The following is a 13,612-nucleotide window of genomic DNA, read 5'->3' on the forward strand; positions in this document are numbered from 1 at the left end:
GGTGTTCGCGGCTAAAGCCGCTCCCACAGGTATTGCGCAAAGCTGAAAGTCACCGCTGGACCTGTGGGAGCGGGTTTACCCGCGAAGAAGACCACGCGCTGCATGGCACCGGCGTCGCCGGTGTTCGCGGGCACGCCCGCTCCCACAGGTTCCGTGCCAGCTTTTCGATGCAGTGCAGGCTCGAGAGCTGCGCCAGCACATGCGTTCGCTGTTTCAGGATCCCATTCTGCGTCATACTCGGCAGACCTATTGCCCGGTTCTCGCCATGCGTCCATTGCTCCCCATCACCCTGGTCCTGCTGCTCGCCGCCTGCGGCGATGGTGAATCGCTGCTCCCGCCGGACGCGCGTCTGCCCGACGGTGGACGGTACCGGGGGCAGGTGGTCGATGGCCTGCTGCAAGGCGAAGGCCGGATCGACTACCCCAACGGCAGCTGGTACGCCGGCAGCTTCAAGGACGGCCAATGGCACGGCCAGGGCGAATGGCACGGGCGCAACGGCGAGGTGTACCGTGGCCAGTTCGCCGCAGGGCTGTTCCAGGGGCTGGGTGAGCTGACCACCCCGGGCAGCCACTATGCCGGCACCTTCAGCCGAGGCCGCCGCGACGGCGAAGGTACCCTCAAGCAAGCCGACCAGACCTACCGCGGCCAGTTCAAGGACGACCTGTATGAAGGCGCCGGCGAGCTGGAACTGGCCGACGGCAGCCGTTACCAGGGCCTGTTCGCCAAGGGCAAGCCCAACGGTGCCGGGGTGCGCAGCGATGCCAGCGGCAACCAGTTCAGCGGCCGCTTCATCAACGGCCAGCTGGAAGGCAGCGGCACCTACGACAGCGTCGACGGCGAGCAGTACATCGGCGAGTTCAAGGACAACCGCCTGGAGGGCCGTGGCCGCTACGAAAACGCCGAGGGTGATGTGTGGATCGGCGAATTCAAGGACGGTTCGCTGGTCGGCGAAGGCGAACTGCTGGGCAGCGACGGCAGCCACTACAAAGGTACCTTCGCCGACTGGCGCCTGTCGGGCCAGGGCAGCCTGCAACTGGCCGACGGCAGCAAGTACATCGGCGGCTTCCTCAATGATGCCTACCACGGTCAGGGCCGGCTGATCCTGGCCAGCGGCAAGGTCGAAAGCGGCACCTGGAGCAACGGTGTGCGCATACGCGACCAGAATGGCAAGCTGTTGCCCGACCCGCTGGACCTGGCGTTGCTCAATCAGGGCCGGTTGCTGGACGAGGCGCTGGCCCGGGTACCGCGCTCGACGCCACCGGTCCAGCTATACAGCCTGGTGGTGGCCGGCGATGGCCAGCAGAGCGTGTTCCTGCGCGAAGCCGACTACGTCAGCAACATGCTCAAGGTGCGTTTTGGCGCCCGCGGCCAGGTAACCTTGGTCAACCACCGCGACCACATGACCACCCGCGCCATGGCCACGCGCGAGAACCTCACCCGCGCTGCCCACACCCTGGCCGAGCGCAGCGGCCCCGAAGACCTGGTGTTCATCTACCTCACCAGCCATGGCAGCCAGGACCACCAGCTGGTGCTCGACCAGCCGCGCCTGCAGCTGGCCGACCTGTCCACCGACGAACTGGCCAGCGCCCTGGCACCGCTGAAGGATCGCGACAAGGTCATCGTCATATCGGCCTGCTATTCAGGGGGCTACATCGCAGCGCTCAAGGATGAGCGCACGGTTATCATGACCGCCGCCCGGGCCGACCGCGTGTCCTTCGGTTGCTCGGAGGAAGCCGATTTCACCTACTTTGGCGATGCCCTGTTCGCCGAGGCGCTGAACCAGACCGACGACCTGAAACAGGCGTTTGAACTGGCGCGCGCCAGCGTTGCCGAAAGAGAACAAAGGGAAGGTTTCGAGGCCTCTGAACCGCAGCTGTGGGCGCCGCCGAGTGTGCTTGAGCACTGGCAGCACCTGCGCCGGCAGCAGGCCGAAGAAGCATTGCGTAACGCCGCACAGGCCACCGTGGGGGAACAGGCGCAAACGCCACGCAGCCACTAAGCTTGTGTGTAACAAGGGAGAGACATCATGTATTTGACGCCTCAGCATGTCCTGCTTGCCGGTGCCACGGGTCTGACAGGTGAACACCTGCTCGACCGCCTGCTCAACGAGCCAACCATCACCCGCGTACTGGCGCCTACCCGCCGGCCATTGGCCGAGCATCCGCACCTGGAAAACCCGGTGGGCGACCCGGCGGTGTTCCTCCCGCAGCTGGCCGGGCGGGTCGATATCGCCTATTGCTGCCTGGGTACCACGCTGAAGCAGGCCGGCTCCGAATCGGCCTTCCGTGCGGTGGACCTCGACATGGTGGTGGCCTTCAGCAAGCGTGCCCGGGAGTTGGGCGCGCGGCATCTGCTGGTGGTCAGTGCGCTGGGCGCCGACCCGAAATCGTCGATTTTCTACAACCGGGTAAAGGGCGAGATGGAAGAGGCACTCAAGGCCCAGGATTGGCCGCAGCTGACCATTGTGCGGCCGTCGTTGCTGCTGGGCGAGCGGGTCCAGCCGCGGCTCGGGGAAAAGCTGATGTCGCCGTTTTCCAGGCTGATACCCGGGAAATATCGGGGGATCGAGGCTTGTACCTTGGCCCGGGCGCTGTGGCGACTGGCGCTGGAGGAGGAAGACGGGGTGCGGATAGTGGAGTCGGATGAGTTGCGCAGGTTGGGCAAGAAATAGGCTTCACTGGTGATGGCCTCTTCGCGGGCACGCCCGCTCCCACAGGTACTGTGATCACTTGAGGATTACACAGATCCTGTGGGAGCGGGCGTGCCCGCGAAAGGGCCCTTACAGGCCACCAGTGGCCTGGAAGCCTACACCGGCCGCTGTCAGCAACGACAACGGCAGCAACAGGGTATCGAGCAGCATGCTCCCGGGCAGGTCCAGCCCCGGGTACGCCGGGGCATCAGCCCCATAATGATCACGCGGGCAACACCCGCCATTGATCACATACAAATCCAGCCGGGTACCGGCATACACCACCGGCGCCCCGGGCTTGTTGGCATCCAGCGTGCGCACCGTGGCACAGCCACCGAGCAGCACCAGCGCCAGCACAACCGCCAGCGCTCGCTTCAATCATCCACCCCGAAATGGTGCTCACCCCAACGCGGCAACATGTCCTGGGGAATGTTCAGCAGGTTGAGAATGCGCGCGACGACAAAGTCGACCAGGTCATCGATGGTCTGCGGCTGGTGATAAAAGCCCGGCGCCGCCGGCAGGATCACCGCGCCCATCTGCGACAGCTTGAGCATGTTCTCCAGGTGGATGGTGGAGAACGGCGCTTCGCGCGGCACCAGGATCAGCTGGCGACGTTCCTTGAGGGTAACGTCGGCAGCACGCTCGATCAGGTTGTTGCAGGCACCGGTGGCAATCGCCGACAAGGTGCCGGTGGAACAGGGCACCACCACCATCGCCGCCGGGGCGCCGGAACCCGAGGCCACCGGCGACATCCAGTCTTCCTTGCCATACACGCGGATCTGCCCGTCGGCGGCTCCGGTGTATTCGGTGAGAAAGGCCTGCATCGCCTGCGGCTTGGCCGGCAGCAACACGTCGGTCTCGGTGGCCATCACCAGTTGCGCGGCCTTGGAGATCAGGAAGTGCACCTCGCGGTCCTCACGCACCAGGCAGTCGAGCAGGCGCAGGCCATACTGGGCGCCAGAGGCGCCCGTCATGGCCAGGGTGATGCGTTCCGGCCCGCTCACTTCAGTGCCTCGGCCAGCTTGCCGTGCAGGCCGCCGAAGCCGCCATTGCTCATGATCACAACGTGGGTACCTGGGCGGGCCTGGCCCTTGACTCGCTCGATGATCGCTTCGAGGCTGTCGGCCACCACGCTGGGCACTTTGCATTGCGCGGCAGTGGCAGCCAGGTCCCAGCCCAGGTTGGCCGGGGCGTACCAGATCACCTGGTCGGCGTCGTTGACGCTTTCCGGCAGGCCGTCACGGTGGGCACCGAGCTTCATCGAGTTGGAGCGCGGCTCGATCACGGCGATCACCGGGGCCTCGCCAACGCGCTTGCGCAGGCCGTCGAGGGTGGTGGCGATGGCGGTCGGGTGGTGGGCAAAGTCATCGTAGATGGTAACGCCCTGCACTTCGGCAACCTTCTCCATGCGCCGCTTGACGCTCTTGAAGGCACTCAGGCCTTCGATGCCCATGGCTGGCACCACACCTACATGGCGCGCCGCTGCCAGGGTGGCCAGGGCGTTGGCGACGTTGTGCTGGCCAGTGAGTGCCCAATCCACCACGCCCTGCACTTCGCCGTCGAACAGCACTTCAAAGCGCGAGCCGTCGGGGCTGAGCAGACGCGCTTGCCACTGCCCACCTTCGCCAGTGGTCTGCACCGGGGTCCAGCAGCCCATGCCGATCACCCGCTCCAGCGCCAGCTCGGTAGTGGGGTGGATGACCAGGCCTTCGCTGGGGATGGTGCGCACCAGGTGATGGAACTGCCGCTCGATCGAGGCCAGGTCGGGGAAGATGTCCGCATGGTCGAACTCAAGGTTGTTGAGGATCGCCGTGCGTGGGTGGTAATGGACGAACTTCGAGCGCTTGTCGAAGAAGGCGCTATCGTACTCGTCGGCTTCGACCACGAAGAACGGCGTATCGCCCAGGCGCGCCGACACCGAGAAGTTCTGCGGCACACCGCCGATCAGGAAGCCCGGGCTCATGCCGGCGTGCTCCAGCACCCAGGCCAGCATGCTGCTGGTCGTGGTCTTGCCGTGGGTACCGGCAACGGCCAGCACCCAGCGGCCCTGCAGCACGTGATCGGCCAGCCACTGCGGGCCGGAAACATAGGGCAGGCCCTTGTTCAGCACGTACTCCACCGCCGGGTTGCCACGCGACATGGCGTTGCCGATGACCACCAGGTCTGGCGCCGGGTCCAGCTGGGCCGGGTCATAGCCTTGGGTCAGCTCGATGCCCTGGGCTTCGAGCTGAGTGCTCATCGGGGGATAGACGTTGGCGTCCGAGCCAGTGACGCGGTGGCCAAGTTCCTTGGCCAGCACCGCCAGCGAGCCCATGAAAGTGCCGCAAATACCGAGAATGTGAATATGCATGGTCGACCTCGCAAAACATCGAGGCAGGGTAGCCCAGGGCGCGATAAATCGCACCAGATGTTTCGCTCAGCCGGCCCTGGTGATGCCGTGTTTGCGCAGTTTTCGATACAAGGTATTGCGGCTGATGCCCAAGTGCTCGGCGACACGGGTGAGGTGCCAGTGTTTTGCCTCCAGGGTCGCCAGCAGCGCATGGCGCTCGGCATCCTCCAAAGCGGCAGGCCCTATCGCCGGCAAGCCGGCTCCCACAGGGTTTGCACATGGCTTGAAGCCATTGCCGTCGATGTGGGAGCTGGCTTGCCGGCGATCGAGGGCGAAGCCCTCGCGAACAATGGCGGGGAGATCCGGAAACACAATCCGGGAGTCTTCGCAAAGCGCCACCAAGGTACGCAGCACATTGCGCATCTGCCGCACATTCCCCGGCCAGGCGAAATCGAGCAGTGCCTTGCGCGCCCTCGGCTCGATGTCGATCAGCTGCCCCTGCGCCTCCTGACGCAGCAGAAAGTCCAGCAACTGCGCCTTGTCACTACGCTCGCGCACCGCCGGCAACGCCACTTCCAGGCCATTCAGGCGGTAATACAGGTCCTCGCGGAAACTGCCCTGCTCCACCCGCTCCAGCAAGTCGCGGTGGGTGGCGCTGACAATGCGCACGTCGACCGCCTGCGGTTCGCCACCGATCGGCACCACCTGGCGCTCCTCCAGCACGCGCAGCAAGCGGGTTTGCAGAGTCAGTGGCATGTCACCAATCTCGTCCAGCAGCAAAGTGCCGCCGTCAGCCTGCAACAGCTTGCCGCGCATGCCTTCCTTGCGCGCGCCGGTAAAGCTGCCGCCACGGTAGCCGAACAGTTCGCTCTCGATCAGGCTCTCCGGGATCGACGCGCAGTTGATGGCGACGAACGGCTTGCCGCGCCGCTCGCTGGCCTGGTGCACAGCCTGGGCGAAAGCCTCCTTGCCACAGCCGGTCTCGCCACGCAGCAGCAGCGGCACATCGCGCTCGAACACCCGCACACTGCGGCGGAAGTCGTTCTGCAAGGCCGGGTCGAGCAGGCAGATAAGCGGCTCCACGTCCCGCACGGGTCGCGGCTGGGCAGCTGGCACCGACCACACCGGTGCGCGCGCCTGACCACGCAGGCTGGCGAACACCTGGCGCCCGTCCAGGGTGCGCAGCGGCCAGGCCGTGCTGCCAGCGGGCGTGGCGCGGCTGAACAGTTCGTCGTGGCTGCAAGCGAAAAAGCGTTCCAGCGGTTTGCCCAGCACGCCACCACGCACCGTGCCCAGCAGGTTCAGCGCGCTCTGGTTGGCGGCGCAGATGCGCCCGTCACCGTCGAAGGCCAGCAGGCCTTCGCTGAACAGGCCAACCGACTCGGCCTGCAGGTGAAAACGCAACAGCCATTGCTGTTCGAAATGGCGCAGGAAGTAGCAGCTTTCGATCATCTTCGCCGACAGGTTCACCAGGGCCATGGTGTGGAACTGGCTCTGCCGGGAAACGTCGGGCCGTGCCGAAGACACATCCAGCACCGCCAGCAGCTCGCCGTGCGGGTCGAACACCGGGCTGGCCGAGCAGGTCAGGCCGGTGTGGCGACCACGGAAGTGCTCGTTCTGGTGAATGGTCAGCGCCTGGCGCTCGACCAGACAGGTGCCGATGCCGTTGGTGCCCTCGCGTGCCTCGCTCCAGTCGGCGCCCAGCCACAGCCCGGCGCGCTCGAAGCTGCGCCGCTCGGTCGGCGCGCTGACGCAATTGAGGATCACCCCACGGGCATCGGTCAGCAGCACCGCATGGCCGGCCCCGGAAAGCTGCTGATGCAGGCTGTTCATTTCATGGTCGGCAATCTGCAGCACCTGGCGCAGGCGCTCGCGGCTTTCCAGCAGGCGCCCGTGTTCGAGCACCACCGGGGCCTCGATCACCGACGGGTCGAGGTGGTAGTCCTCCAGGCAGCGCAGCCAGGAGCGGGCGATGGAGGGGTCGCTGCCGCCCTCTCCGGCCCCACCATGGGCAACGCTGTGGACTTGCTGGGCATGGCGACTGAAAAGATTGCTCTGCATTGTTGTAGTTCTCCGCAGATAGAGAGTCCCGCCAGCATCCTCCACCCGGGAAGGCTTTGCAATGCACCCTCCGGTTACGTGTCGCAAATGGCACAAAGTGTCACCCCCGCGCGTACCGGTGCTGGCACAGCAACCGTGGGGCAGGCTTTGGGAATCGAGCCAAGTCATTGATTTTACTGGCACTCGAAACGCTGGCCCAACCTTTGCTCTACGCTTTCCAACTCCCTAACAAACACAATAGCCAGGAGACACACCATGCGTTACGCACATCCCGGTACCGAAGGCGCGAAGGTTTCCTTCAAGAGCCGCTACGGCAACTACATCGGTGGTGAGTTCGTTCCTCCGGTAAAGGGGCAGTACTTCGAAAATACCTCCCCGGTGAATGGCAAGCTGATCGCTGAATTCCCTCGCTCCACTGCCGAAGACATCGACAAAGCCCTGGATGCCGCCCACGCTGCGGCCGACGCCTGGGGCCGCACTTCAGTGCAGGATCGCTCCAACGTTCTGCTGAAGATCGCCGACCGTATCGAGCAGAACCTCGAACTGCTGGCCATTACCGAAACCTGGGACAACGGCAAGCCGATCCGCGAAACCCTCAACGCCGACATCCCGCTCGCGGTTGACCACTTCCGCTACTTCGCTGGCTGCATCCGCGCCCAGGAAGGCGGCGCTGCCGAGATCAACGAAGGCACCGTGGCCTACCACATCCACGAGCCACTGGGCGTGGTCGGACAGATCATCCCGTGGAACTTCCCGATCCTGATGGCCGCCTGGAAGCTTGCTCCGGCACTGGCCGCCGGCAACTGCGTGGTGCTCAAGCCGGCCGAACAAACGCCACTGGGAATCACCGTACTGCTCGAAGTCATTGGCGACCTGCTGCCACCTGGCGTGCTCAACGTGGTGCAAGGCTATGGCCGCGAAGCCGGTGAAGCCCTGGCCACCAGCAAGCGCATCGCCAAGATCGCCTTCACTGGCTCGACCCCGGTCGGCTCGCACATCATGAAATGCGCCGCCGAGAACATCATCCCGTCCACCGTCGAACTGGGCGGCAAGTCGCCGAACGTGTATTTCGAAGACATCATGCAGGCCGAGCCAAGCTTCATCGAGAAGGCGGCCGAAGGCATGGTGCTGGCGTTCTTCAACCAGGGCGAGGTATGCACCTGCCCGTCGCGGGCACTGGTACAGGAATCGATCTACCCGCAGTTCATGGAAGTGGTGATGAAGAAGGTGCTGCAGATCAAGCGCGGCGACCCGCTGGACACCGACACCATGGTCGGCGCCCAGGCCTCGCAACAGCAGTTCGAGAAGATCCTGTCGTACCTCGACATCGCCCAGAAGGAAGGCGCCGAGCTGCTGACCGGCGGCAAGGTGGAAAAACTGGAAGGCTCGCTGGCCACCGGTTACTACATCCAGCCGACCCTGCTCAAAGGCAACAACAAGATGCGCGTGTTCCAGGAAGAAATCTTCGGCCCGGTGGTCAGCGTCACCACCTTCAAGGACGAAGCCGAAGCCCTGGCGATTGCCAACGACACCGAGTTCGGCCTGGGCGCCGGCGTGTGGACCCGCGACATCAACCGTGCCTACCGCATGGGCCGTGGGATCAAGGCTGGCCGCGTGTGGACCAACTGCTACCACCTGTACCCGGCGCATGCGGCGTTCGGTGGCTACAAGAAGTCGGGGGTCGGGCGTGAGACCCACAAGATGATGCTCGATCACTACCAGCAGACCAAGAACCTGCTGGTGAGCTACGACATCAATCCGTTGGGCTTCTTCTAAACCGCGCCGTCTTCTTCGCGGGTAAACCCGCTCCCACAGGTACTGCACTTGCTTAAGGTGCTGTACACCCCCTGTAGGAGCGGGTTCACCCGCGAAGAGGCCTGGCCTGCTTTACACAATACCCAGAGCGGTAACCGTGCACCAACCGCTCTGGCTCGCTTCCTGCAATACACATCACCATCGGCCCGGAACCCGTCCGGCCACCAAGAAAAACAACAGGTGAATCTATGCCAAGCGATCATTCCGCCGGCTCGCCGGCAGGCTCTTCCGTCGACTTCGAAAAAGTCGGCTCGGACTATTTCCAGCAACGTGAACTGAAAAAAGGCGCCGCCGGCTGGGTCCTGCTGGTCGGCCTGGGCGTGGCTTATGTCATCTCGGGCGACTATGCCGGCTGGAACTTCGGCCTGGCCCAGGGCGGCTGGGGCGGTATGTTCCTCGCCACCCTGCTGATGGCCACCATGTACCTGTGCATGTGCTTCTCGCTGGCCGAGCTGTCGTCGATGATCCCCACCGCAGGCGGCGGCTATGGCTTTGCCCGCAGCGCCTTCGGCCCCTGGGGCGGCTTCCTCACCGGGACGGCGATCCTCATCGAGTACGCCATCGCCCCCGCCGCCATCGCGGTGTTCATCGGCGCCTATTGCCAGTCACTGTTCGGCATCGGCGGCTGGATGATCTACCTGGCGTTCTACATCGTGTTCATCGGCATCCACATCTTTGGCGTGGGTGAGGCGTTGAAGCTGATGTTCATCATCACTGCCATCGCCGCCATCGCCCTGGCCGTGTTCCTGGTGAGCATGGTGCCCCATTTTGATGCAGCCAACCTGTTCGACATCGCCAAAACGGACGCCGTGGGCGCCAGCAGCTTCCTGCCGTTCGGCTATGTCGGCGTATGGGCGGCCATCCCCTACGCCATCTGGTTCTTCCTCGCCGTAGAGGGCGTGCCACTGGCCGCCGAAGAAACCAAGAACCCCAAGCGCGACCTGCCACGCGGCCTGATCGGCGCCATGCTGGTACTGCTGGCCTTCGCCCTGCTGATCCTGGTGGTCGGCCCCGGCGGCGCGGGCTCCGAAGCACTGAAAGCGTCCGGCAACCCACTTGTAGAAGCCTTGTCCAAGGCCTACGGCGGTAGCACCTGGATGGGCGGCTTCGTCAACCTGGTCGGCCTGGCCGGGCTGATCGCCAGCTTCTTCTCGATCATCTACGCCTATTCCCGGCAGATCTTCGCCCTGTCCCGCGCCGGCTACCTGCCGCGCAAGCTGTCGGAAACCAACAAGAGCAAGGCCCCGGTACTGGCCCTGATCATCCCCGGGATCATCGGCTTTGCCCTGTCGCTGACTGGCCAGGGTGACCTGCTGATCCTGGTGGCGGTGTTCGGCGCTACCCTGTCGTACGTGCTGATGATGGCCGCGCACATCACCCTGCGCATCCGCCGGCCGAAGATGGAGCGCCCCTACCGTACCCCCGGTGGCATCTTCACCTCGGGTTTGGCCCTGGTGCTGGCCTGCATCGCCGTGGTCGCCGGTTTCCTGGTCGACCCACGGGTGGTGATTGGCGCCGCAGTGATCTATGCGGTATTAATTGCCTACTTTGCTTTCTACAGCCGCCACCACCTGGTCGCGGGTACACCGGAAGAGGAATTCGCCGCGATCCAGAAGGCCGAAGAGGCCCTGCACTGATCGCCGCCACCCGCCGCGGGGCAACCCGCGGCTCTGGAGAGTCTGTATGGCAAGTTTCGTACACACGGTCGGCCACCTGGTCTACCGCTTCGACAGCCTCAAGGAAGTGATGGCCAAGGCCAGCCCCGCCCGCTCCGGGGACTACCTGGCGGGCGTTGCGGCCAGCAACGACGGCGAACGGGTCGCCGCGCAGATGGCCCTGGCCAATATCCCGCTGACGCATTTTCTCAATGAAGCGCTGATCCCCTACGAAGATGATGAAGTCACGCGCCTGATCATCGACACTCACGATGCCCAGGCCTTCGCCCCGGTCAGCCACCTGACCGTGGGTGGCCTGCGCGACTGGCTGCTGAGCGAAGAGGCCAACGAGGACAGCCTGCGCAGCCTGGCGCCAGGGCTGACGCCGGAAATGGCCGCCGCGGTGTCGAAGATCATGCGCGTGCAGGACCTGGTGCTGGTGGCGCAGAAGATCCGCGTGGTCACCCGCTTCCGTGGCACCATGGGCCTGCGCGGGCGCCTGTCGACCCGGCTGCAGCCCAACCACCCGACCGACGAGCCGGCCGGCATCGCCGCCAGCATTCTGGACGGCCTGCTGTACGGCAACGGCGACGCCATGATCGGCATCAACCCGGCCACTGACAGCATCGCCTCGATCTGCGCCCTGCTGGAAATGCTCGACGCCATCATCCAGCGCTACGACATCCCCACCCAGGCCTGCGTGCTGACCCACGTCACCACCTCGATCGAGGCGATCAACCGTGGCGTGCCACTGGACCTGGTGTTCCAGTCCATCGCCGGCACCGAGGCGGCCAACGCCGGGTTCGGCATCAACCTGAACGTGCTGCAGGAAGGCTACGAGGCGGGCCTGTCGCTGAAACGCGGCACCCTCGGGCAGAACCTGATGTACTTCGAAACCGGCCAGGGCAGCGCGCTGTCGGCCAACGCCCACCATGGCGTCGACCAGCAAACCTGTGAAACCCGCGCCTATGCCGTGGCCCGCCACTTCAAGCCGTTCCTGGTCAACACCGTGGTCGGTTTCATCGGCCCGGAGTACCTGTACAACGGCAAGCAGATCATCCGTGCCGGCCTCGAAGACCACTTCTGCGGCAAGCTGCTCGGGGTGCCGATGGGTTGCGACATCTGCTACACCAACCACGCCGAAGCCGACCAGGACGACATGGACACCCTGCTGACCCTGCTGGGCGTGGCCGGGATCAACTTCATCATGGGCATCCCCGGCTCCGACGACATCATGCTCAACTACCAGACCACCTCGTTCCACGACGCGCTGTACGCGCGCCAGACCCTGGGCCTGAAGCCCGGGCCGGAATTCGAGGCATGGCTGGCCCGCACCGGCATCTTCACCCAGGCCGATGGCCGGGTGCGCTTTGGTGACAACCTGCCGCCGGCCTTCCGTCAGGCCTTGGCACAGCTTGCATAGGGATGACCATGGACCACCGCACGCCTACCCCCGACAACCCTTGGCTGGCCCTGCGCAACCTGACCCCGGCGCGCATCGCCCTGGGCCGTACCGGCACCAGCCTGCCGACCGGGGCGCAGCTGGACTTCCAGTTCGCCCATGCCCAGGCCCGCGACGCCGTGCACCTGGCCTTCGACCATGCCGGCCTGGCTACCCAGCTGAGTGACCGCGGGCGCGAAAGCCTGGTGCTGCACAGCGCCGCCAGCGACCGCAACCAGTACCTGCAACGCCCGGACCTGGGGCGGCGCCTGAGCGAAGATTCGGTTGCCGCGCTGCGCGAGCACGCCCAGGCCAACCCCGGTGGGGTCGACCTGGCCATCGTCGTCGCTGACGGCCTGTCGGCCCTGGCCGTGCACCGCCACACCCTGCCCTTCCTCGCGCGCTTCGAGGAACAGGCCGCCGCCGACGGCTGGACCAGCGCCCCGGTGGTGCTGGTGCAGCAGGGCCGCGTGGCAGTGGCCGACGAGATCGGTGAACTGCTGGGCGCACGGATGACTGTGATGCTGATCGGCGAACGGCCGGGGCTCAGTTCGCCCGACAGCCTTGGCCTGTATTTCACCTATGCACCGAAGGTGGGCCTGACCGATGCCTACCGCAACTGCATTTCCAACATCCGTCTGGAAGGGCTGAGCTATGGCATGGCAGCGCACCGCTTGCTGTACTTGATGCGTGAAGCCTGCCGGCGCCAGCTTTCCGGGGTGAATCTGAAGGACGAAGCCGAGGTCCATAGCCTGGAGAGTGAACACAGCACCGGCCAGAAAGGTAATTTCCTGCTCGGCAAAGGGTAAAAAACATGTCACGGAAGGCGGATTGCACTTGCCCCGCGCATTGGGCAGCATGCCCTTGAAAGCTGCTGGCAATCCGCTGTTTCCCCTAACGGACTCTGAGGGCCGCACATGCGCATCATCAAGGCAACCCTGGAACACCTCGACCTGCTCACGCCGATGTTCGTCAAATACCGTGAGTTCTACGGGCAGCTACCCTACCCCGACAGCTCGCGCAGCTTCCTGGAAAAGCGCCTGAAGCGGGATGAGTCGGTGATCTACCTGGCGCTACCCGATGATGACAACGGCAAACTGCTGGGCTTCTGCCAGCTGTACCCGAGCTTCTCGTCGCTGTCGCTGAAGCGGGTATGGATTCTCAACGATATCTACGTGGCCGAGGACTCGCGGCGCATGCTGGTGGCCGACCACCTGATGCGCGAGGCGAAGAAAATGGCCAAGGAAACCAATGCCGTGCGCATGCGGGTGTCGACCAGCGCGGACAATGAGGTAGCGCACAAGACTTACGAATCCATCGGGTTTCGTGAGGATAACGAGTTCAAGAGCTATATCCTGCCAATCAGCCAGGATTGACTGTGCTGGCCTCTTCGCGGGTGAACCCGCTCCCACAGGGATCGCGACGCATCTGAAATCGATGCTGTACCTGTGGGAGCGGGTTCACCCGCGAAGAGGCCGGAACAGGAATACCCCTGCCGTAACCCCCCGCTACAAACTCCCCGGGCATGATCCTGACTTAGCCGTATAATGGCCCACCTGTCATGTGTGAAAATTTACCCATCCCCAGGTAACCGAGCCTACGCCCAAGAACACAGGTGCTGT

11 protein-coding genes are annotated in these 13,612 nt (G+C 64.5%); 7 read left to right on the top strand and 4 right to left on the bottom strand.

Annotation, left to right across the window (positions count from 1 at the left end):
- The first annotated feature begins 265 nt into the window (after nucleotides 1-265).
- Nucleotides 266-1,999, top strand: a complete 1,734-nt coding sequence (locus ACIQYU_RS24570; protein ID WP_233688378.1) for a C13 family peptidase — start codon at nucleotides 266-268, stop codon at nucleotides 1,997-1,999.
- A gap of 27 nt (nucleotides 2,000-2,026) precedes the next feature.
- Complete coding sequence (locus ACIQYU_RS24575) at nucleotides 2,027-2,671, top strand: oxidoreductase (RefSeq protein ID WP_207832796.1); 645 nt, start codon at nucleotides 2,027-2,029, stop codon at nucleotides 2,669-2,671.
- A gap of 108 nt (nucleotides 2,672-2,779) precedes the next feature.
- On the opposite strand, the gene ACIQYU_RS24580 is transcribed toward ACIQYU_RS24575, so the two are convergent.
- The 4 genes from ACIQYU_RS24580 to ACIQYU_RS24595 all read right to left on the bottom strand — a co-directional run bounded on the left by ACIQYU_RS24580 (nucleotide 2,780) and on the right by ACIQYU_RS24595 (nucleotide 7,079).
- The gene (locus tag ACIQYU_RS24580) at nucleotides 2,780-3,067 is read right to left on the bottom strand and encodes a YceK/YidQ family lipoprotein (RefSeq protein WP_233688377.1); all 288 of its coding nucleotides are present in this window, start codon (nucleotides 3,065-3,067) and stop codon (nucleotides 2,780-2,782) included.
- The gene (gene ubiX, locus ACIQYU_RS24585; protein WP_016715383.1) at nucleotides 3,064-3,693 is read right to left on the bottom strand and encodes a flavin prenyltransferase UbiX; all 630 of its coding nucleotides are present in this window, start codon (nucleotides 3,691-3,693) and stop codon (nucleotides 3,064-3,066) included. Before ubiX ends, ACIQYU_RS24580 begins: the two co-directional genes overlap by 4 nt.
- A complete protein-coding gene (gene mpl, locus ACIQYU_RS24590; protein WP_063911089.1) occupies nucleotides 3,690-5,039 on the bottom strand; it encodes a UDP-N-acetylmuramate:L-alanyl-gamma-D-glutamyl-meso-diaminopimelate ligase in 1,350 nt (449 codons plus the stop codon). The genes ubiX and mpl overlap by 4 nt, the downstream gene beginning before the upstream one ends.
- Nucleotides 5,040-5,105: 66 nt before the next feature.
- Nucleotides 5,106-7,079 carry a sigma-54-dependent Fis family transcriptional regulator gene (locus tag ACIQYU_RS24595; protein WP_402802554.1) on the bottom strand — a complete coding sequence of 658 codons (1,974 nt, stop codon included), beginning with the start codon at nucleotides 7,077-7,079 and terminating at the stop codon, nucleotides 5,106-5,108.
- A gap of 255 nt (nucleotides 7,080-7,334) precedes the next feature.
- Between ACIQYU_RS24595 and ACIQYU_RS24600 the strand changes: the two genes are divergently transcribed.
- From ACIQYU_RS24600 to ACIQYU_RS24620, 5 genes are all read left to right on the top strand, one after another.
- The gene (locus ACIQYU_RS24600; RefSeq protein ID WP_012270312.1) at nucleotides 7,335-8,855 is read left to right on the top strand and encodes an aldehyde dehydrogenase family protein; all 1,521 of its coding nucleotides are present in this window, start codon (nucleotides 7,335-7,337) and stop codon (nucleotides 8,853-8,855) included.
- A gap of 227 nt (nucleotides 8,856-9,082) precedes the next feature.
- Nucleotides 9,083-10,531, top strand: coding sequence for an ethanolamine permease (eat, locus tag ACIQYU_RS24605; RefSeq protein WP_013970695.1), 1,449 nt, complete (start codon nucleotides 9,083-9,085; stop codon nucleotides 10,529-10,531).
- Between the two features lie 46 nt (nucleotides 10,532-10,577).
- Complete coding sequence (locus ACIQYU_RS24610) at nucleotides 10,578-11,972, top strand: ethanolamine ammonia-lyase subunit EutB (protein WP_013970694.1); 1,395 nt, start codon at nucleotides 10,578-10,580, stop codon at nucleotides 11,970-11,972.
- Nucleotides 11,973-11,980: 8 nt separating this feature from the next.
- Nucleotides 11,981-12,799, top strand: coding sequence for an ethanolamine ammonia-lyase subunit EutC (eutC, locus tag ACIQYU_RS24615; protein ID WP_207832788.1), 819 nt, complete (start codon nucleotides 11,981-11,983; stop codon nucleotides 12,797-12,799).
- Nucleotides 12,800-12,907: 108 nt separating this feature from the next.
- The gene (locus tag ACIQYU_RS24620; RefSeq protein ID WP_207832785.1) at nucleotides 12,908-13,366 is read left to right on the top strand and encodes a GNAT family N-acetyltransferase; all 459 of its coding nucleotides are present in this window, start codon (nucleotides 12,908-12,910) and stop codon (nucleotides 13,364-13,366) included.
- The last annotated feature ends 246 nt before the right edge of the window (nucleotides 13,367-13,612 follow it).

This window comes from Pseudomonas sp. NPDC096925 (assembly GCF_044762545.1).
GTDB lineage: Bacteria > Pseudomonadota > Gammaproteobacteria > Pseudomonadales > Pseudomonadaceae > Aquipseudomonas.